The sequence below is a fragment of the Pseudomonas syringae pv. cilantro genome (assembly GCF_001293775.1).
Taxonomy (GTDB): Bacteria; Pseudomonadota; Gammaproteobacteria; order Pseudomonadales; family Pseudomonadaceae; genus Aquipseudomonas; species Aquipseudomonas syringae_P.
This window is the reverse complement of sequence record NZ_LGLN01000037.1, coordinates 127821-147053: the sequence shown is the minus strand read 5'-3', so window position 1 is coordinate 147053 and position 19233 is coordinate 127821. Positions and strand designations below refer to the sequence as shown.

Annotated in this window: 15 protein-coding genes and 1 pseudogene; 11 read left to right on the top strand and 5 right to left on the bottom strand. The window is 56.7% G+C overall.

The window, feature by feature from the left end; all coding sequences use genetic code 11:
* The first annotated feature begins 5 nt into the window (after window positions 1-5).
* Window positions 6-770, top strand: a complete 765-nt coding sequence (locus tag ABJ99_RS11975) for a sulfite exporter TauE/SafE family protein (RefSeq protein WP_054086019.1) — start codon at window positions 6-8, stop codon at window positions 768-770.
* Window positions 771-927: 157 nt separating this feature from the next.
* Here the strand turns inward: ABJ99_RS11975 and ABJ99_RS11970 are convergent, their stop codons facing one another.
* Window positions 928-2511, bottom strand: coding sequence for a peptide chain release factor 3 (locus ABJ99_RS11970; RefSeq protein WP_054086018.1), 1584 nt, complete (start codon window positions 2509-2511; stop codon window positions 928-930).
* Window positions 2512-2855: 344 nt separating this feature from the next.
* On the opposite strand from ABJ99_RS11970, the gene ABJ99_RS11965 reads away from it, so the two are divergent.
* From ABJ99_RS11965 to ABJ99_RS26985, 6 genes and pseudogenes are all read left to right on the top strand, one after another.
* Window positions 2856-3569, top strand: a complete 714-nt coding sequence (locus tag ABJ99_RS11965) for an ABC transporter permease (RefSeq protein WP_003379713.1) — start codon at window positions 2856-2858, stop codon at window positions 3567-3569.
* Window positions 3570-3583: 14 nt separating this feature from the next.
* Window positions 3584-4477 carry a glycine betaine ABC transporter substrate-binding protein gene (locus ABJ99_RS11960; RefSeq protein ID WP_054086017.1) on the top strand — a complete coding sequence of 298 codons (894 nt, stop codon included), beginning with the start codon at window positions 3584-3586 and terminating at the stop codon, window positions 4475-4477.
* A 13-nt stretch (window positions 4478-4490) separates the two neighbouring features.
* Complete coding sequence (locus ABJ99_RS11955) at window positions 4491-5144, top strand: ABC transporter permease (protein ID WP_010436767.1); 654 nt, start codon at window positions 4491-4493, stop codon at window positions 5142-5144.
* A complete protein-coding gene (locus tag ABJ99_RS11950; RefSeq protein ID WP_054086016.1) occupies window positions 5141-6310 on the top strand; it encodes an osmoprotectant ABC transporter ATP-binding protein OsmV in 1170 nt (389 codons plus the stop codon). Before ABJ99_RS11955 ends, ABJ99_RS11950 begins: the two co-directional genes overlap by 4 nt.
* Window positions 6311-6510: 200 nt before the next feature.
* Window positions 6511-6738, top strand: a complete 228-nt coding sequence (locus ABJ99_RS11945) for an EF-hand domain-containing protein (RefSeq protein WP_054086015.1) — start codon at window positions 6511-6513, stop codon at window positions 6736-6738.
* A gap of 161 nt (window positions 6739-6899) precedes the next feature.
* Window positions 6900-7070, top strand: a pseudogene (locus ABJ99_RS26985) (glycine/betaine ABC transporter ATP-binding protein); the annotation flags it as partial.
* Between the two features lie 47 nt (window positions 7071-7117).
* On the opposite strand, the gene ABJ99_RS11940 reads toward ABJ99_RS26985, so the two are convergent.
* Window positions 7118-9601: a M60 family metallopeptidase gene (locus tag ABJ99_RS11940; protein WP_054086014.1), complete on the bottom strand. Its 2484-nt coding sequence runs from the start codon at window positions 9599-9601 to the stop codon at window positions 7118-7120.
* Between the two features lie 433 nt (window positions 9602-10034).
* On the opposite strand from ABJ99_RS11940, the gene ABJ99_RS11935 reads away from it, so the two are divergent.
* The 4 genes from ABJ99_RS11935 to ABJ99_RS11920 all read left to right on the top strand — a co-directional run bounded on the left by ABJ99_RS11935 (window position 10035) and on the right by ABJ99_RS11920 (window position 16344).
* Window positions 10035-11198, top strand: coding sequence for a type III PLP-dependent enzyme (locus ABJ99_RS11935; RefSeq protein ID WP_054086013.1), 1164 nt, complete (start codon window positions 10035-10037; stop codon window positions 11196-11198).
* Between the two features lie 280 nt (window positions 11199-11478).
* Entirely contained in the window at window positions 11479-12678 is a 1200-nt protein-coding gene (locus ABJ99_RS11930; protein WP_054086012.1) for an alpha-xenorhabdolysin family binary toxin subunit A, read from the top strand.
* A 35-nt stretch (window positions 12679-12713) separates the two neighbouring features.
* On the top strand, window positions 12714-13727 hold the full coding sequence (locus ABJ99_RS11925) for an alpha-xenorhabdolysin family binary toxin subunit B (RefSeq protein WP_054086011.1): 1014 nt from the start codon (window positions 12714-12716) through the stop codon (window positions 13725-13727).
* Between the two features lie 133 nt (window positions 13728-13860).
* The gene (locus ABJ99_RS11920) at window positions 13861-16344 is read left to right on the top strand and encodes a PepSY domain-containing protein (protein ID WP_054086041.1); all 2484 of its coding nucleotides are present in this window, start codon (window positions 13861-13863) and stop codon (window positions 16342-16344) included.
* 15 nt (window positions 16345-16359) lie between these two features.
* On the opposite strand, the gene ABJ99_RS11915 is transcribed toward ABJ99_RS11920, so the two are convergent.
* Genes ABJ99_RS11915 through ABJ99_RS11905 form a run of 3 tightly spaced genes read right to left on the bottom strand, consistent with a single transcriptional unit; the run spans window position 16360 to window position 19224 of the window.
* A complete protein-coding gene (locus tag ABJ99_RS11915; RefSeq protein ID WP_054086010.1) occupies window positions 16360-17334 on the bottom strand; it encodes a peptide ABC transporter ATP-binding protein in 975 nt (324 codons plus the stop codon).
* The gene (locus tag ABJ99_RS11910; RefSeq protein ID WP_054086009.1) at window positions 17334-18302 is read right to left on the bottom strand and encodes an ABC transporter ATP-binding protein; all 969 of its coding nucleotides are present in this window, start codon (window positions 18300-18302) and stop codon (window positions 17334-17336) included. Before ABJ99_RS11910 ends, ABJ99_RS11915 begins: the two co-directional genes overlap by 1 nt.
* Window positions 18303-18312: 10 nt before the next feature.
* A complete protein-coding gene (locus ABJ99_RS11905; protein WP_054086008.1) occupies window positions 18313-19224 on the bottom strand; it encodes an ABC transporter permease subunit in 912 nt (303 codons plus the stop codon).
* Window positions 19225-19233 lie beyond the last annotated feature (9 nt).

Below are 19233 nucleotides of genomic sequence, written 5' to 3'. Positions count from 1 at the left end.
ATGCCATGAGCACAGTCTTTGATTTCTACGAACACCTTGGGTGGGGCCTTTCAGCGCTGGTGATCGGCACCTTTCTGCTCGCGGGCACGGTCAAGGGCGTCATCGGCCTCGGCCTGCCAACCGTCGCAATGGGCTTGCTGGGGCTGGCCATGTTGCCGGCGCAGGCTGCGGCGCTGCTGATAATTCCCTCCACTTTGACCAACGTCTGGCAACTGGCGTCCGGTGGGAATTTGCGACCGCTGCTGAAACGCCTGTGGCCGATGCTGAGCATGATCTTTGTCGGCACGCTGGCCGGGTCGGCCTGGCTGGGGATGAGCGGCAGCCATTCTATGACGCGGGTGCTGGGCGCGGCACTGCTGCTGTATGCGCTGAGCGGACTGTTCCTGCCGACCTTCAAGGTCAGGGCCACTGCCGAGCGCTGGCTGGGGCCGCTAGGTGGTTTTGTCACCGGAGTTATCGCTTCGGCTTCCGGGGTCTTCGTGATTCCTGCGGTGCCCTATCTGCAAGCGCTCGGGCTTGAACGTAATCAGCTGATACAAGCGCTGGGGTTGTCGTTCACCGTGTCGACCCTTGCGTTGGCAATCGCGTTGTCCTGGAGCGGCGCTTTGGGTGGCGCAGAGCTGGGCGCTTCCATGCTGGCCCTGGCACCGGCGCTGCTGGGCATGCTGTTCGGCCAGTGGCTGCGGCAGCGGATCAGTGCCGTGTTGTTCAAGCGCATGTTCTTCATCGGCATGGGGTTGCTGGGTCTGCATCTGCTGATTGCGGGCTGACCGCGTCAAGAATACTCACTCTGCGCGGACGTTCGGAACGATAGTCTTCTCGAGCACCTATCGTTCCGAGCGTTGGCATGCAGTTCTGGACGCTCCGCGTCCGATCTTGAGCCAGTAGCGTGGCGCAGATTATGACGCGGAGCACACGCAGGGATTGTCAGTGATGCTCGCGGGTAGCGCGGAATTTCACGTCGGGCCAGCGTTCTTCCATCAGGGCCAGGTTCACGCGGGTAGGGGCGAGGTAGGTCAGGTGACCGCCGCCGTCTACTGCGAGGTTTTCCACCGCCTTGTTTTCAAACTCTTCGAGCTTCTTCTTGTCGGCGCATTCGATCCAGCGGGCAGACCACACGGTGATCGGCTCGTAGGCGCATTCGACCTTGTATTCTTCCTTCAGACGGCTGGCGACCACATCGAACTGCAGCACACCCACTGCGCCGAGAATGATGTCGTTGCTGCGCTGCGGGAAGAACACCTGCGTGGCGCCTTCTTCGGCGAGCTGTTGCAGGCCCTGACGCAACTGCTTGGATTTGAGCGGGTCTTTCAGGCGCACGCGGCGGAACAGTTCCGGGGCAAAGTGCGGGATACCGGTGAAGCCCAGCGCTTCGCCTTCGGTGAAGGTGTCGCCAATCTGGATGGTGCCGTGGTTGTGCAGGCCGATGATGTCGCCTGCGTAGGCTTCTTCCAGTTGCTCACGCTCCGAGGAGAAGAAGGTCAGCGCGTCGCCGATCCGCACGTCTTTGCCCAGCCGTACATGGCGCATTTTCATGCCTTTTTCGTAGCGGCCAGAGCAGATGCGCATGAAGGCGATCCGGTCACGGTGCTTGGGGTCCATGTTCGCCTGAATCTTGAACACGAAACCGGCGAATTTCTCTTCGATCGGCTCGACGGTGCGTTCGTTGGCGACCCGTGCCAGAGGCTTGGGTGCCCAGTTCACCACCGCATCGAGTACGTGGTCGACGCCGAAGTTACCCAGGGCCGTACCGAAGAACACCGGCGTCAGCTGACCGTCGATGAATTCCTGCTGATTGAATTCATGGCAGGCGCCCTGCACCAGTTCCAGCTGCTCGACAAAACGGTCGTACTCGTCACCCAGGTGGGCGCGTGCTTCGTCGGAATCGAGCTTTTCGATGATCCGGGTTTCGGTGCGTTCGTGACCGTGGCCTGCGGTGTAGACAATGATGTAGTCGTCAGCCAGGTGATAGACACCCTTGAAGTCCCGGTAGCAGCCAATCGGCCAGGTGATCGGCGCGGCCTTGATCTTGAGTACCGCTTCGATCTCGTCAAGCAGTTCGATCGGGTCGCGAATGTCACGGTCGAGCTTGTTGATAAAGCTGACGATAGGCGTGTCGCGCAGACGGCAGACGTCCATCAGGGCGATAGTGCGTGGCTCGACGCCTTTACCGCCGTCGAGGACCATCAAGGCCGAGTCGACCGCTGTCAGGGTGCGGTAGGTGTCTTCGGAGAAGTCTTCGTGCCCCGGCGTGTCGAGCAGGTTGATCATATGATCGCGATACGGGAACTGCATCACCGACGTGGTGATGGAGATACCGCGCTGTTTTTCCATTTCCATCCAGTCGGAGGTGGCGTGACGGTCGGATTTACGCGACTTGACCGTACCGGCGATGGAAATGGCCTTGCCCATCAGCAAGAGTTTTTCCGTGATGGTGGTTTTACCCGCATCCGGGTGGGAAATAATGGCGAAAGTGCGGCGTTTCGCGACTTCGGCGGCCTGTTGGGTCATGGGAAATCGCCTGGGATGGGATTGAAAAAAGGGCGCAGATTATAGCTCAACTTGCGGCAATATCCGAACCGTTCAGACAATAAACGATGGCCAGATAGTGTCTCGTGTGGGAACCTTTCAGGCCGTGGAGACGTCCACTCCCCCGTCAAGGCTCGCAACGAAGCCAACGCAAGGGGCTGATTCATCAGCATGTTGGCTTGACGAAGCTGCGCTTATGGCTTGTGTTTTCGCCGAGGTTCAACCCTTACCGGCGACCCACCCGCTGCTCTTCGCGAACGTTATTGCGGCGCCTTTTCCGGGCGTTCAAGTCAACGCGTTCGCCGACTGAAATAAGGAGTCCGCCTGTGGCTAATCGCTATGGCAAGGGGCTATTGGGAGGTGCGGTTGTGATCGCACTCCTGGCCCTGCTGATCCACTGGATCGGCATCAGTACTATCAAGCAATACCAGGATGACCTGCTGTTCTACCTTCAGGCTCACCTGATTCTGGTTCTGGTTTCAATGTTGGCGGCCCTGGTGGTCGGTATCCCCGCAGGCATCGCCCTCAGCCGGCCGAGCATGGTGGGTCGCGCCGAACGCTTCATGCAGATATTCAATATTGGCAACACCGTTCCGCCTCTCGCCGTTCTGGCCATTGCCCTCGGGATTCTCGGGATCGGCAGCGGGCCGGCCATCTTCGCGCTGTTTCTCGCCTCGTTGTTGCCCATTGTGCGCAACACTTATGAAGGCCTGAAAAACGTTCAGGGTTCGCTCAAGGAAGCCGCTGTCGGAATCGGCATGACCCCGCGTCAGGTGCTGTGGCGTGTCGAGTTGCCCAACGCCGTGCCGATCATCATCGGTGGCGTGCGCGTCGCACTGGCGATCAACGTCGGTACTGCTCCGCTTGCTTTTCTCATCGGTGCCAACAGCCTCGGCAGCCTGATTTTCCCGGGCATCGCGTTGAACAACCAGCCGCAGCTGGTGCTGGGTGCGGCGTGTACCGCGCTGCTGGCGCTGCTGCTCGATGGCCTGGTGACACTGGCCAGTCGTCTCTGGCTGGAACGCGGGCTGGCTCGCTGAGCAAAGGAATTATCATGAAAAAAATATGCTTGTTTTTAGGCTTTGCCTTGTTGTTTCCGGCATTTGCCCAGGCAGCGGAAAAGCCGCTGTTGCGCATCGGCGCACGGGTGTTCACCGAACAGACCATCCTTGCTGAACTGACCGCGCAATACCTGCGCACCAAGAACTACGACGTGCAAATCACTGGCGGCCTGGGCAGCAATCTGGCACGCAGCGCACAGGAAAGCGGTCAGCTCGATCTGCTGTGGGAATACACCGGTGTGTCGCTGGTGTCTTACAACCACATTGATGAAAAGCTCGACAGCGCACAGACCTATGCGCGGGTGAAGGAAGTCGATGCCAAAAAGGGCCTGGTCTGGCTTTCCCCGTCGAAGTTCAACAACACCTACGCGCTGGCACTGCCGCAGAAAGTGGCTGACAAGTACCCGCAGGTCAACACCATGACCGACCTGGCCAAAGTCTTTAAAGACGAAGCCAAAGAAGGCCATCTGGTCGCGTTGGACACCGAGTTTGCCAACCGCTCTGACGGTCTGGTTGGCATGGTCAAGCATTACGACATGAACCTGGGGCGTGAAAACACCCGGCAGATGGACTCGGGGCTGGTTTACACCGCGTTGCAAAACGGTCAGGTTTTCGCCGGGCTTGTTTACACCACCGACGGCCGCCTGAACGCCTTCAAACTGAAAGTGCTGGAAGACGACAAACACTACTTCCCGGACTACACCGCTGCGCCGGTGATTCGTCAGGAGTATCTGGATAAACATCCGGAGATCGCCACGCTGCTCAAGCCTATGGCTGATTTGCTGGACAACCAGACCATGATTGACCTCAACGCCCGCGTTGACGTTGGCCATGAGAGCCCATCCTCGGTTGCTGCAGATTTCCTGCGCCAGCATCCCCTGAACTAAGGAAGGAGACGATATGAGTTTCTTGAGCGCCTTCTCCCATCTGGACTGGGCACAGGTTCTGCACCTGACCTGGCAGCACATCACGCTGGTCGGCATCGCTGTAACCCTGGCCATCGTCGTCGGTGTGCCGCTGGGCGTGTTGATGACCCGCTTCCCGGCACTGGCCGGCCCGCTGCAAGCCAGCGCTACCGTGCTGCTGACCGTGCCGTCCATTGCTTTGTTTGGCCTGTTGCTGCCGTTCTACTCCAAGTTCGGTCAGGGCCTTGGCCCGATGCCGGCGATCACCGCAGTGTTTCTCTATTCCCTGCTGCCGATCATGCGTAACACCTATCTGGCGCTGACCGGCGTCGAGCCAGGCATTCGCGAAGCCGCCAAAGGCATCGGCATGACCTTCGGCCAGCGCCTGCGCATGGTCGAACTGCCTATTGCTGTGCCCGTCATCCTCGCCGGTGTGCGCACCGCCGTGGTGATGAACATCGGTGTCATGACCATCGCCGCGACCATCGGTGCCGGTGGTCTGGGTGTACTTATTCTCGCTTCAATCAGCCGCAGCGATATGTCGATGCTGATCGTTGGCGCGGTCCTGGTCAGCATTCTGGCCATCATCGCCGACCTGCTTCTGCAATGGCTGCAACGCACGCTGACTCCAAAAGGATTACTGAAATGATCGAACTCCAGAACCTCTCCAAGACTTTCCAGAGCAACGGCAAAGAAGTGAAGGCTGTCGATTCGGTCAGTCTCACGGTCAACGAAGGCGAAATCTGTGTCTTCCTCGGTCCGTCGGGCTGCGGCAAGAGCACCACGCTGAAAATGATCAACCGTCTGATCATGCCGACCTCCGGCAAAGTGCTGATCAACGGCGAAGACACCACTGACCTGGATGAAGTGACCCTGCGTCGCAACATCGGCTACGTGATCCAGCAGATCGGTCTGTTCCCGAACATGACCATCGAAGAGAACATCGTGGTCGTGCCCAAATTGCTGGGCTGGGACAAGCAGCGTTGCCACGACCGTGCGCGCGAACTGATGAGCATGATCAAGCTGGAGCCCAAGCAATACCTGCATCGCTACCCGCGCGAATTGTCCGGTGGTCAGCAACAGCGTATTGGCGTGATCCGCGCGCTGGCCGCCGACGCGCCACTGCTGCTGATGGACGAGCCGTTTGGTGCGGTCGACCCGATTAACCGCGAGATGATCCAGAACGAGTTCTTCGAGATGCAGCGGGCGCTGAACAAGACTGTGATCATGGTCAGCCACGACATCGACGAAGCCATCAAACTGGGCGACAAGATCGCGATCTTCCGTGGCGGCAAACTGTTGCAGATCGATCACCCGGACACTTTGCTCGCGCATCCGGCTGACGACTTCGTCAGCAGCTTCGTGGGTCAGGACAGCACGCTCAAGCGCCTGCTGCTGGTCAAGGCCGAAGACGCCGCCGACAACGCGCCGTCAGTCAGTCCGGAAACCCCGGTGGCTGATGCGCTTGAAGTCATGGACGAAAATGACCGTCGCTATATCGTTGTCACAGACAGCGAGAACAAGGCAATGGGCTACGTGCGCCGTCGTGACCTGCATCGCCAGCAAGGCACCTGCGCGCAGTTCTTGCAAGAGTTTAATGCCACAGCGGCCTATGACGAGCACTTGCGCATTCTGCTGTCGCGCATGTACGAGTTCAACCGCGCCTGGCTGCCGGTGCTGGACGCCGAGAACGTATTCCTCGGTGAGGTGACGCAAGAGTCGATTGCGGCTTATCTGAGCTCGGGCCGTTCGCGTGGCATGAAGACCAGTATTGTTTCGCCGGCTGAAACGGCTGCGGCAGACGCACAGGTTTAATTTGAAAACAGCAAGCCCAGTGCTGTAATGGCCTGGGCAAGCTTGATTGGACAGTGTCATTGCCCTCAGGTCTCAGGCTATGTCAACTATCAACTCTGTCAGTGGTCGTGCAATGGCCGCGAGCTTATCGTTGCTTGACGCAGCAAGTTTTTAATAAATGTGCTGCATGGGCTACTTTATGTTGATTGAAGGAATGGGCAATGACTAAGCTGACGGAAAAGCAGTTGGCGCGCGCGCGCGAAGACTTTAAGCGGTACGATGCGAATGGCGACAAAAAAGTAACAGTGGCGGAGTTTCGTTCAACGATGGAGAAATACCTCACCCCGGAAGACTTTAAGGCCTTACTTGCCAAGATCAACTCAGATGGTAATGATGAAATAAGCTGGGAGGAATTTCTGGCCGACTACGAAAACGATTTGGATAATTAAGAGTACTGCATTTTCTTCGCTGAACGCAGGCGTGATGAACGGTATCAGTTCAAGCCCTTTCTTAATCAGGTCAGGGCTTTTTTTGTCGTGGTTGATAAGGCTTGAAGACGAGGTTACCCTTTTTTTGAATGAGGGCCGTTCAAGTAATATGAAGATTCGCACTGCTGTCGCGCATACACGAGTTCAGTTGCGCCCGGCTGCCGGTGCTGGATGTCGAGAATATGCTCCTGGGTGAGGTCACGCAGGAGTCGATTGCGGCTTATCTGAGCTCGGGCCGTTCGCGTGGGATGAAGACCAGTAGTGTTTCGCCTGCGGAGCAAGTGGCTTCCTGATTTGCCGGGTTACCGCCAGTCTTTAGGACTGGCGGTTATGAACGCAGCTACAGATCCTCTATTTTGCAATGAGTGATATCCGGTTTCTGTTGCTCGGCTTTATTGGCTCGGTCCATGGCATTGCTTTCGTAAAGGGTATAGGTCGTTTCCTCGTATACGCACAAGACTTTGCAATTGTCATCGCTGTCATGCTTACCGGAAGTGGTCCACACCCCATTGGTCACGCTGGAGTAATAAGCCAGCCCTTGGGTGATCTCGGATGCATAAGCATTGTTGAGGTGCATTTTGTAGTTGAGTTTTTTGTACGCCTCCCCCGCGAAGTGAACAGACAGGCTGCTCGTTGTCCGTACTACTTTGGTGATGGTTCTTTGAAGTAGTATGTGCTGTGCAATGTTCAGATACGATCGATAATCTGCGCGATTTTTGATGCTGATAACCGGGTTGCCATTGACTGTCGCATACAAGGCAGTAACGGTTTTCTGATCGGCCAAGGGGGTTAGTTGAGTCATGGTGTGGTCGGTAAAAAGCGCTCGTATCGGCTGAGCTATAGTGTATTCGTTGAGGGTTCCTGAAAAAAGTGTATAGAGTGTGCTTGAGTGGTCCAGGCTCACAGAGATGGAATGCAGAAGATTATGGGTTACGGGTGATTTCGTTATCCAGGTGTTTTCAACCAGGTCCGAAAAGAGAGGGTGCCCCTTGTCAAGCCTTGCAATAATAAATGTATTCATCTTTAGCTGGTAGTTATGATTCTTGAATTCTGCGGTTGCGAAAGTGACGCTGATACCTTGCGAGCTTAGCTGTACGCTGCGGATAATTTTTTCTAGAAAAATACGCTGCGCTCGGTTCAATAAGTGACGATGAGTTTTGTTCAGTTGAAGGCTGTTAACCTCTGAGAAATACGTGTTCAAAGCTTGCTGTGTGAGGCCGGGCTTTAGTACGACACAACGCTCATCGGTAAACAGATTTTTTATACTGGCCAAAAGCAAAGGGTAGTCGTGATTGCTGGCAGCCTCGTATTTGATTGAGGTTAAGTCGTTAGATACGATATTTACAGCCCATCGCTCACCCGGCATGATCTGAATGGGGGTATCCACATAGCAACGGTCGCCATCAAAACTGACTCTGCAATTTACAGCAGACGCATGATTCAACGATGACATAACCAGTCCATTCTTGGTCACGTTGTAGCGATATCCCCCGTACCATTTCTCATTAATGGAGAAACGGGTGGTTTGCCTGAAGTCAGCCTGTAGGTCCGCCAGGATATGGGCCAGTTCACGAAAATACATGATAACCGGTAGAAAAATCGGAAACGTCGTTGTTGCATCGGTCTCCCAGATGGCTTTTTCCAGCGGCAGCAAGTCTGAGATTTGTCGCAGCGTCGCCGGTGTTGGATAAAGTCCCCAGCGGTCAAAAAATGCCGAGAGATCTCTTCCGCTGAGCAGTGAGGTTTCCACGATAAAACGCTGAAGTATATCGTCACTCTGCTGTGGCGGGTTTTGCATGAGCCGGTAGCGCTGGTGCAATTGAGAGTAGAAGTCGATGCGGAAGGTAAGATGGAGTTGCCAAAACATGGCGACTTTCTGAAAAAGACTGGGCAGCGTACTAAAAACCCTGTGTGAACTGTTCAGGTATTGTTTTATGGACGGGTACTGACTGTCCAGGCGTGATGCACGGCCTTCCATTCTTTCTTGCGTTGCAAGTGAATATATATTGACCGTCACCTCAGTCATGCCCGCCCAGGTCATGGGGTTTATCTGCCGCTGATGACCACTTTCATGCCAAGGGCCCCAGCCGTCTGCGGTATTGCCTGATAGCAGGTGCCTCAAGGCCGTCGCGCCGCTGAACCCCATGTGCCCATCCGACGCAAACATATAAAGCCGGTCGGCCTCTACATAAAAATGCTTGTTAGGATCAATGGACCACTCATTTTCTCCGTACTCCACCACTCCGGAGACAAGATCCTGAGTGCGAACGACGTCATCGTAGTAAGCCATCAGCTTTTCAGGGTCGGTGATGTAGAGCCGGGCGCTTTCGTAGCGGACGACGATGATGGCTCGCTCGCTGGTCAGCATTACAACGGGCGCATTGTTGTATTGGGCCATCATGGTTTGCCACATCGCGTTGGTTGTTTCTTTCAACGTGAAGGCAGGTACGTGGCTATAGGAGCCTTTAATGCTGATTAGCACCGATTTGCCTGGTGTTTGATAGATAAAGCTCAGCAGGCCTGACTCAGGCACGTCTATGGCGTTAAAGCCGAAACTCAGGTCAATAACGATGGGTTTATTGAGTTCGGGAACGCCGATGACAGCAGAAATTTTCCCTGCCGATTCATCATAGTGACTGAGTTCAAGGCGCTCGCCTTTCGTGACATAAATACTGGTCGGTTGGTAGTCACTGTGCGCTCTGGGGCGCATCTGCCGAACCTTGTTCAGGTAGGCAGACGTCCTCCCTGTGACGGTAAAGCTTGTTTGACGTGGCGTGAGGCTGGCAGGTGCTGAGCTTGGCGTACCATCGTGTCTATCGTCCATGATCGTTTCCAGATGAGGTGGCTCGGGGTTTTATTGGGCGCGCGGACAGTCGATCCGTCTACTGTCAGAACTGACAGGCAGGTCAGCCTTTTGCCTCATCGCCGTTCTGGGCCAAGGGAACATCTGCCTGTCATGCAGGTCGGTTAAACAGGTCCTTGGCGAGGCAACTCAAGCGCCTTGTGCAAAAACGCGACATTTTTTGTTGATCTCCGGCCCCTCAGGTCCTAAAGTTCGCGCCGAACGTCCATGCTGGAAACGATCCATCCGGCTCAAGTACTGACGACGAGACAGCAAGGCCAGGAAGGCAGCCCTTCAGTGGCCTTTTTGCTTTCGGCGACATGCCTTGGGAAGTAGGCGAACCAAAGTGGGGATACGGAGGGCGTTCATTTGCACCCATTGACCAATACCGTTTGCCATCAGGAGTTCCAGCAGCATGTCGATCAATGTCGAAGACTACTATTCAGCCGACACCTTCAAGAAAATGAAGGCGTTCGCTGACAAGCAAGAAACTCCGTTCGTGGTCATTGATACCGCCATCATCAGCAAGGCCTATGACGACCTGCGTGCGGGCTTCGATTTCGCCAAGGTTTATTACGCCGTCAAAGCCAATCCGGCCGTTGAAGTCATCAATCTGCTCAAAGACAAGGGTTCGAGCTTCGACATCGCCTCGATCTACGAGCTGGACAAGGTCCTGAGCTGCGGCGTTGGTCCGGAGCGCATGAGCTACGGCAACACCATCAAGAAATCCAAGGACATCCGCTACTTCTACGAGAAGGGCGTACGTTTGTTTGCAACCGACTCCGAAGCGGATCTGCGCAACATCGCCAAGGCGGCACCGGGCTCGAAAGTCTACGTGCGTATCCTGACCGAAGGCTCGACCACCGCTGACTGGCCACTGTCGCGTAAATTCGGCTGCCAGACCGACATGGCCATGGACCTGCTGATTCTGGCCCGTGACCTGGGTCTGGTGCCGTACGGCATCTCTTTCCACGTCGGCTCGCAGCAGCGCGACATCAGCGTCTGGGACGCGGCCATCGCCAAGGTCAAAGTGATCTTCGAACGCCTTAAAGAAGAAGACGACATTGTTCTCAAGCTGATCAACATGGGTGGCGGCTTCCCGGCCAACTACATCACCCGTACTAACAGCCTGGAAACCTACGCCGAGGAAATCATCCGCTTCCTGAAGGAAGACTTCGGTGATGACCTGCCGGAAATCATTCTGGAGCCGGGCCGTTCGCTGATCTCCAACGCTGGCATTCTGGTCAGCGAAGTGGTGCTGGTCGCGCGCAAATCGCGTACTGCGGTCGAGCGTTGGGTATACACCGACGTGGGCAAATTCTCCGGCCTGATCGAAACCATGGACGAAGCCATCAAGTTTCCGATCTGGACCGAAAAGAAAGGCGAGATGGAAGAAGTGGTCATCGCCGGCCCGACCTGCGACAGCGCCGACATCATGTACGAGAACTACAAGTACGGCCTGCCGCTCAACCTGGCCATCGGTGACCGCATGTACTGGTTGTCGACCGGTGCCTACACCACCAGCTACAGCGCAGTGGAATTCAACGGTTTCCCGCCGCTGAAATCGTTCTACCTGTAAATTTCCAGCTTCAGAAAAAAACCCATGAAAATGGGTTTTTTTTCGAGCAGAAAAAATAAATATATAAACCTCTCCAGGCGTTGAAGTGCGTTAGGTATGAAGTCGTCTGCTGTTCTATAGTCGCTGATTAATAATCCTCATCTATTTTGTTGCTGATTCCTACAGGCAATGTCCACTTCGCTTGCTATTTAAGCTCGACGACCTCTGTTAATTTTCAGTGGCCTTGAAACGACAGTTGAATGCTGTCGTAAACAAGATGCCCATAATAAGGAAATTAATCATGGTTACTTTAGTTGAGCCGCAATTTACAGATGGTGAAGAGCACGCGGTCGAAGATGTCAGTCGTGTCAGCAAGGAATTAATGGATGTTCTCAGCAGTCAAGGGGACGGTGTCGCGCGCGCCCCTGGCTTGCTGATTACAAACGAAGATGTCCGACGCATCAGGCGTTATGTCAATTCCGGTCTGGCACTTCCGACCGCTCTGGATGAGGTCAGCCAGTTAACGGGTGGCATTGACAGCGCTATTCCCGGTCTGGGGCCAGACGCCATTGCTGAGCTGCATGCCGGTATTCAGGCCCACGCCAAAAGTTGGTCGGCGATTGAAACCAATATGCAGAAAGTCGGCGGCGACCTTTATGTGTTCTCAGGCAATCTGATTAACATCGCTACCCATGTCGTGGATTTCATCACGGGGCTGGAATCCTATCAGACCCTGCAGGTGGGGGAGCTGACCCCGGCGCAGATTGATCAAATGCCTCCTGTCGCGTTGATGGACCGGGACAGCAGGAAAATACCTGGCTTACTGGCCCTGGTGGATGATCTCAAGATTCATATCAAGGACCACAGCGCAAGCACCACCCGCACCAGAGTCGGGGTGACTGATTTCAAACGTTGCCTCAAGGAAGAGATAGCCCCCGGCGTGGCGCTGAAGATAAGGCTGGCCCGCTCGGGAAGCGCAGGTGACGAAATCGCCCGGCTCACAGCCGATGTTGATCAGCTTAACAATCGCATCAATCAGAAACTTGCTGAGTATGAAGAATACTCGGAATACAAGTGGATCGGTTTCTGGTGGGGGCCCATCGTCGGGGCGTTGTCCTACTCCATTTATGGTCCCAAAGCCTCGGCAGCGCTCGGTGAAAAAGATCGCCTGATTGAAGAAAAACGTCAGGTCGAGCTGACGTTGAAAAAACAAAACAGGTTGTTGGGCGATCTGCTGGCGTTCGAAACCAGCCTTCAGGATTTGAAAACCAGAATCGATGGCGCTGCCAGTGGCGTCAGCAACATTGAAAGTTTGTGGGTGCTGTTGGAGGAGTTGGTCGAGTCCTCGTACGACCGCATCAAGAACACCAATAATGCGGTGTACCTCGTCAGTTTTGTCTCTCGCTTTCAAACCCTGATGAGCAACTGGAAAGAGATTCAAGTTCAGTCCTTCGATCTGCTGACTGCGTTCAATAACGCACTTGAAGAGTCCGCTGTTTAAGCATCGATCAACGTATATCTAATGAGAATGCCGTTATGAACGTTCATGTACTCGATACGCCTTTTCAACTGCCACAACCCGATATGGAAATTATTATTGGCAGTCGTGAAAAGCTGAAACACCAGGCCGACGCGCTAGGTGATATTTATTTACCCGTGATGAAAGAAACGCTGCGCAGCCTGGTGAACGAAATAGGCAATGTCGATAAAGAAGCACTGGATACGCTGACGCTGGTTCCGCATTTTTTCAATGACGATGAGATGCTGCCTTTTGTTGAAGCGATTGCAACGCTCAGGGGCGAGCCTGACGAGGCGAAAAGTAAAACCGCCATTTTAGAATTCAATGAAGAAATCAGTATGCTTCTGGACGCACGTACTGCTTCTCTGGCCAGCCAGGCTAAAGCGCTTGATAAAGCGCTGATCAATTTGAACGCCGTGCAGGTCAACGCAGTGGATCATCTGACGCCCGCCCTTGATCAGGAGATCAGCACGCTGCAGGCCAGGCTGGCGATTGAAAAAACGCGTCTGGAGGAAATGTTGGCGAAGGAAAAAGTGGTCAATGCATTGATTACCGATGTAGAGAGTCTCAGCTTTTTCGACAAGCTGAAGCCTTTGATCGCTTCGCTGAAAACGCTGCCGGATATCGATCCCAAAAATCCGTTGATCGGGTCCATCAAGGCGGGTATCGCCGGCGTGTCCAATATGCTGGATCTGCTGGACGATGCCGTTGATTATGATCACCTGATGACCCTGCGCGATACGTTGCAGGCGCAGTTGCTCGATCTGCAGGGCAGGGTTGGTGAGGCTCGCGCGGCACTTGATGTCGAAGTGAGCAAGCGCAACCAGATTTCGGGGCTGGCATCGGTTCAGGTCTGCAAGAACGACTACGCTCGAGAAATCGGCAAACTGCATATGGCGCTGACTCAGGTTCTGGCCAATTGCCGACTGCCCGCCTCTGAAGTGCTTGAGGAGCGCGTCAGTCATTTCAGGCGTCAAGCAGATGCACTGAATACCTATCTGGTAGATCTACGAGGAAGCTGGCGCAGCTGATAATTTGCTATTGCCCCGCTTGTTAACGTAGGCGGGGTTTTCGGCGTGTGGCAAAAACACGTTACAGATAGACACGCTATGGCGGTCAGTGCATTAATTGCGCCGCGCAATATGAGTGAGAGTAGCGAGCGTGTTGAAGAAAGTCCTGTTTCAGCTGCACTGGTTCTTCGGAATCACGGCAGGTCTGGTTCTGACCCTGATGGGCATCACCGGCGCCTTGTATTCGTTTGAGGACGAGATTCTCGACGCGCTGAACCCGGACGTTCTGCTCGTGGAAGAGCGCTCCGCAACGCTACCGCCCATCGAGCTGGTTCACAAGCTGGAGGCTGCAACCGGTCTGACGGTGGCAATTCTACGTGTCGAAACCCTCGGTAACCGCGCGGCTCAGGTGTATTTCACCCCGGAGCCGGGCGAGCGCCGAGGCCCCAAGCGCAATTTCGATCCTTACACCGGCGAGCTTAAAGGCGATGCCGTGGGTGAAGGCTTTTTCGATTTCGTCTTGCAATTGCATCGTTATCTGGCAATGGGCGAGTTCGGCAAGCAGATTACGGCAGTGTGTACGCTGATTCTGGTGTTCTTCTGTCTGTCCGGACTTTATCTGCGCTGGCCTCGCAACGTCTTGAGCTGGCGTGTCTGGCTGACACTGGACTGGGCAAAGAAGGGCCGCAGTTTCAACTGGGATCTGCATTCGGTTTTTGGTACGTGGTGCCTGGTGTTCTACCTGTTGTTCGCCCTCACTGGGCTGAACTGGTCTTACGACTGGGTGAGCAGCGGTCTGAACAAGCTGCTGGGCGACTCGCCGCTGGAGCCGCGCAAAGTCACTGTCGCTGTTACCGGCAATAAAGCACCGCTGGTCGTCGACTATGCGGCTATCTGGGACAGTATTCAGAAAACCGCCGGGCCCGAACTGCGCTCTTATAACCTGCGCCTGCCTGCTGCAGGTGACCAGCCCGCTACCGTGTTTTACCTGCTCAAGGACTCCCCGCATTCGCGCGCGCTGAACAGCATCACCCTTGACCCCGCAAGCGGGCAGGTCAGTTCGGTGTCACGTTACGCCGAGCGCAGCTTCGGTGCGCAACTGCTGGCCAGCAATTATGCGCTGCACGTTGGCAGCTACTTCGGAATCGTTGGCCGAATCGTCATGACTGTTGCGTCGTTGATGATGCCGCTGTTTTTCATTACCGGCTGGCTGTTGTATCTGGATCGCCGCCGCAAACAGCGCGAGATCAAGAGCGCACGCTTTGCTGTACCGGAAGACCTTTCCACTGATGCGCCGTCCTGGCTGATCGGTTTCGCCAGCCAAAGCGGTTTTGCCGAGCAACTGGCGTGGCAGACCGCGAGCCAGTTGCAGCTTGCCGGCGTGTCTGCGCGCGTGCAGCGGTTGGGTGAACTGACCGTGCAGGATCTGCTGCAAAACCGCAACGCGCTGTTTATCGTCAGCACCTTCGGTGATGGGGAGGCGCCGGACAGCGCTCGCGGTTTCGAACGCAAGTTGCTGGGCAGTCCGCTGGCGCTGGAGATGCTCAATTACGCCGTACTGGCGCTGGGGGACCGGCAGTATGCGCATTTTTGCGGCTTCGCTCATCGTCTGCATGACTGGCTGGCGCAGTGCGGCGCGCGCACGCTGTTCGCTCCGGTTGAAGTGGACAGAGTCGATCCCGCAGCCTTGCAGCACTGGCAGCAGCAACTCGGGCAACTGACCGGCGCTGTGCCGCAATCGAGCCACTGGCTGACTCCGGTTTTCGAGAACTGGACCCTCGCACGTCGCCAGCACCTGAACCCCGGCAGCAGCGGTGCGAAAGTGTTTCTTCTGGACCTGATCGCGCCAGCATCCGCCTGCTGGCAGGCAGGCGATCTGGTCGAGGTGATGCCCCGAAACCCGGCACCTGTCATCGAGCTGTTTCTTGACGGGCTGGGTATTGATCCATTGACTCAAGTACAGGTCGGCGGGTTGCAGGAGACGCTTGTTCAGGCGCTCGCCAGCCGCCAATTGCCGCACAACCGTGTGCACCTTGTCGGGCTGCATGCGCAAGCGCTGGTCGATGCATTGGCGCCGGTGTCTGCTCGTGAGTACTCCATTGCGTCGATCCCCGAGGATGGCTGTCTGCAACTTATCGTGCGTCAGGAAATTCATCCTGAGGGCAGTCTGGGGCTGTGCTCTGGCTGGCTGACCGAGCACGCGGCGCTCGACGCTGCTATCAGCCNCCTGCCTGTCGAGCCGGTCCCGTTGATTTTGCTGGGCAACGGCACCGGGCTTGCCGGACTGCGCAGCTTGCTTAAGTCACGGATCGATCAAGGGCAGGAGCGCAACTGGCTGCTGTTCGGCGAACGCAACCGAGCGCACGATTTTCATTGCGGCGCGGAACTTGAGAGCTGGCTTGAGGCAGGCCACCTGACCCGACTGGACCTGGCGTTCTCACGTGATCAGGCGGAGAAAATCTACGTGCAGGACCGCTTGCGCGAGGCCGCGGATGAATTGCGCGCGTGGGTGGGCGACGGCGCAGCGATCTATATCTGCGGCAGCCTGTTGGGTATGGCGGCGGGGGNGGACGCGCTGCGTCCGATCTTGAGTCAGCAGTGCGGCGTAGAGCGTCATCCAAGGCATTCCGCACGATAGTCTCGTAGCTTGCGCCTACGCCGCCACAAACTGCTCGGCGTAGTGGCATGCCACCTGACGATTATCCACCAGACGCAGTTCCGGTACGTCGGTTGCGCAACGCTCGGTCGCGTAGGGGCAGCGCTTGTGGAAGGCGCAGCCGCTTGGCGGGTTGAGCGGGTTGGGCAACTCGCCGACGATCTTGATCTTCGGCTTGAGCGGGTCCGGGTGAATGGTCGGGGTCGCTGACAGCAGCGCCTGCGTATACGGGTGCAGCGGGCGGTTGTAGATCTCGTCTTTGGGACCCATTTCCGCCGGGCGGCCCAGATACATCACCAACACCGTATCGGCGACATGACGCACCACCGACAGGTTGTGGGAGATGAACACATAAGCTGTGTTGAATTCCTTCTGCAGGTCCATGAACAGGTTCAGCACCTGAGCCTGAATCGACACGTCCAGCGCCGAAGTCGGTTCATCCGCCACCAGCACTTTCGGTTGCAGCATCATCGCCCGGGCCAGCGCGATACGCTGACGCTGACCGCCGGAAAACATGTGCGGGTAGCGCTGATAGTGCTCGGGGCGCAAGCCGACCTGAGCCATCATCGCCTGCACTTTTTCACGGCGTTCTGCGGCCGACAGCTTGGTATTGATCAACAGCGGCTCGCCGAGCTGATCACCGACTTTCTGACGCGGGTTGAGCGAGGCGTAAGGGCTCTGGAAAACCATCTGCACATCTTTGCGCAACTGCTTGCGCTCTGACTTGCTGGCCCCGGCCACTTCCTGGCCGGCGATTTTCAGTGACCCGGAGGACGGCTCTTCGATCAGCGTCAGGGCGCGGGCGAGAGTCGATTTGCCACAGCCGGATTCGCCGACCACGGCCAGGGTCTTGCCGGCTTCCAGTTCGAAAGATACGCCGTTAAGCGCGCGTACCAGCGCCGAGCCTTTGAACAGGCCGCGCGAGACTTCGTAGTGACGGGTAAGGTCGCGGGCGGTAAGTACGACGCTCATTACGCCACCTCCTGATTCAAGGGATAGAAGCAACGTGCAAGGCTATGCGCCTTGGGGGCCAGATCCGGACGCTGGGTCCGGCAGTTGTCGCGCACGTACGGGCAGCGCGGCGACAGCAGGCAGCCCTGCGGACGGTCATAGCGGCCCGGCACCATGCCCGGCAGCGTGGCGAGTCGTTCGGCGCCCATGCTGTGCTCGGGAATGGCAGCCAGCAGGGCCTCGCTGTACGGGTGGGCAGGTACGTCGAACAGACCGGGCACCTGACCCACTTCGACTGCCTGACCGGCGTACATCACGCAGACGCGCTGCGCCGTTTCGGCGACCACGGCCAAGTCATGCGTGATCAGCACCAGTGCCATGTCCTGCTCTTTCTGCAGGCTCAGCAGCAGGTCCATGATCTGCGCCTGAATGGTCACGTCCAGGGCTGTGGTCGGCTCGTCGGCGATCAACAGTTTTGGCTCGCCAGCGATGGCCATGGCAATCGCCACACGTTGGCTCATGCCGCCCGACAGTTGGTGCGGGTAGGCATTCAGGCGCGCAGCGGCACCCGGGATTTCGACCTTTTCCAGCAGCTCCAGCGCTCGCTGACGTGCAGCCTTGCCGGACATGTTCAGGTGCTGACGCAGCACCTCCTCGATCTGGAAACCCACGGTGTAGCTCGGGTTCAGAGCGGTCATCGGGTCTTGGAACACCATCGCCAGGTCTTTGCCGATGATGCGGCGACGCTGCCGGGAGTTGAGTTTGAGCAGGTCATTGCCGTCGAAATTGAGTGCGTCGGCGGTGATGATGCCGGGGGAATCGATCAGCCCCATCAGCGCCATCATGGTCACTGACTTGCCGGAACCCGATTCGCCGACGATGGCCAGTACTTCACCCTTGTCTACGCTCAGGGACAGGCCGTCCACAACAGGTACGGCCTTGGTGTCGCCGAAGCGGACGTTGAGATTCTTGATTTCAAGAAGTGACATGCGGATCTCCTCAGGCGGCGTTCTTGAGTTTCGGGTCCAGCGCATCGCGCAGACCGTCGCCCATCAGGTTGATTGCCAGCACGCTGAGCAAAATGGTCAGACCGGGCAGGCTCACGACCCACCAGGCACGTTCGATATAGTCGCGGGCCGAGGCAAGCATGGTGCCCCACTCAGGCGTCGGCGGTTGTACGCCCAGACCCAGGAAGCCCAGTGCTGCGGCGTCGAGAATCGCCGACGAGAAGCTCAGGGTTGCCTGAACGATCAACGGCGCCATGCAGTTCGGCAGCACGGTGATGAACATCAGGCGCGGCAGGGTTGCACCGGCCAGACGTGCAGCCGTCACGTAATCGCGATTGAGTTCGCCCATCACCGCAGCACGGGTCAGGCGGACATAAGACGGCAGCGACACAATGGCGATGGCGATCACGGTGTTGATCAGGCCAGGGCCGAGAATTGCCACGATGGCGACTGCCAGCAGCAACGAGGGCAGGGCCAGCATGATGTCCATCAGGCGCATGACCGAAGGGCCGAGTATGCGCGGGAAGAAGCCCGCCAGCAGCCCGAGAAAAATGCCGGGGATCAAGGACATCACCACCGAGGCCAGACCGATCAGCAGTGACAGGCGCGAACCCTGAATCAGGCGCGACAGCAGATCGCGGCCCAGTTCGTCGGTGCCGAGGATGAACTGCCATTGGCCGCCTTCAAGCCAGACCGGAGGGGTCAGCAGGAAGTCACGGTATTGCTCGCTCGGGTCATGCGGTGCAACCCAAGGGGCGAACAGGGCGCAAAACACGATCAGGATCATGAACAGCAGGCCGGCAACCGCGCCTTTGTTTTTCGAGAACGCTTGCCAGAATTCTTTGTACGGGGATGGGTAAAGCAGGCTTTGATCGACTGCTACCGCAGGAGTAGGGGAGGTCATATCGATAAT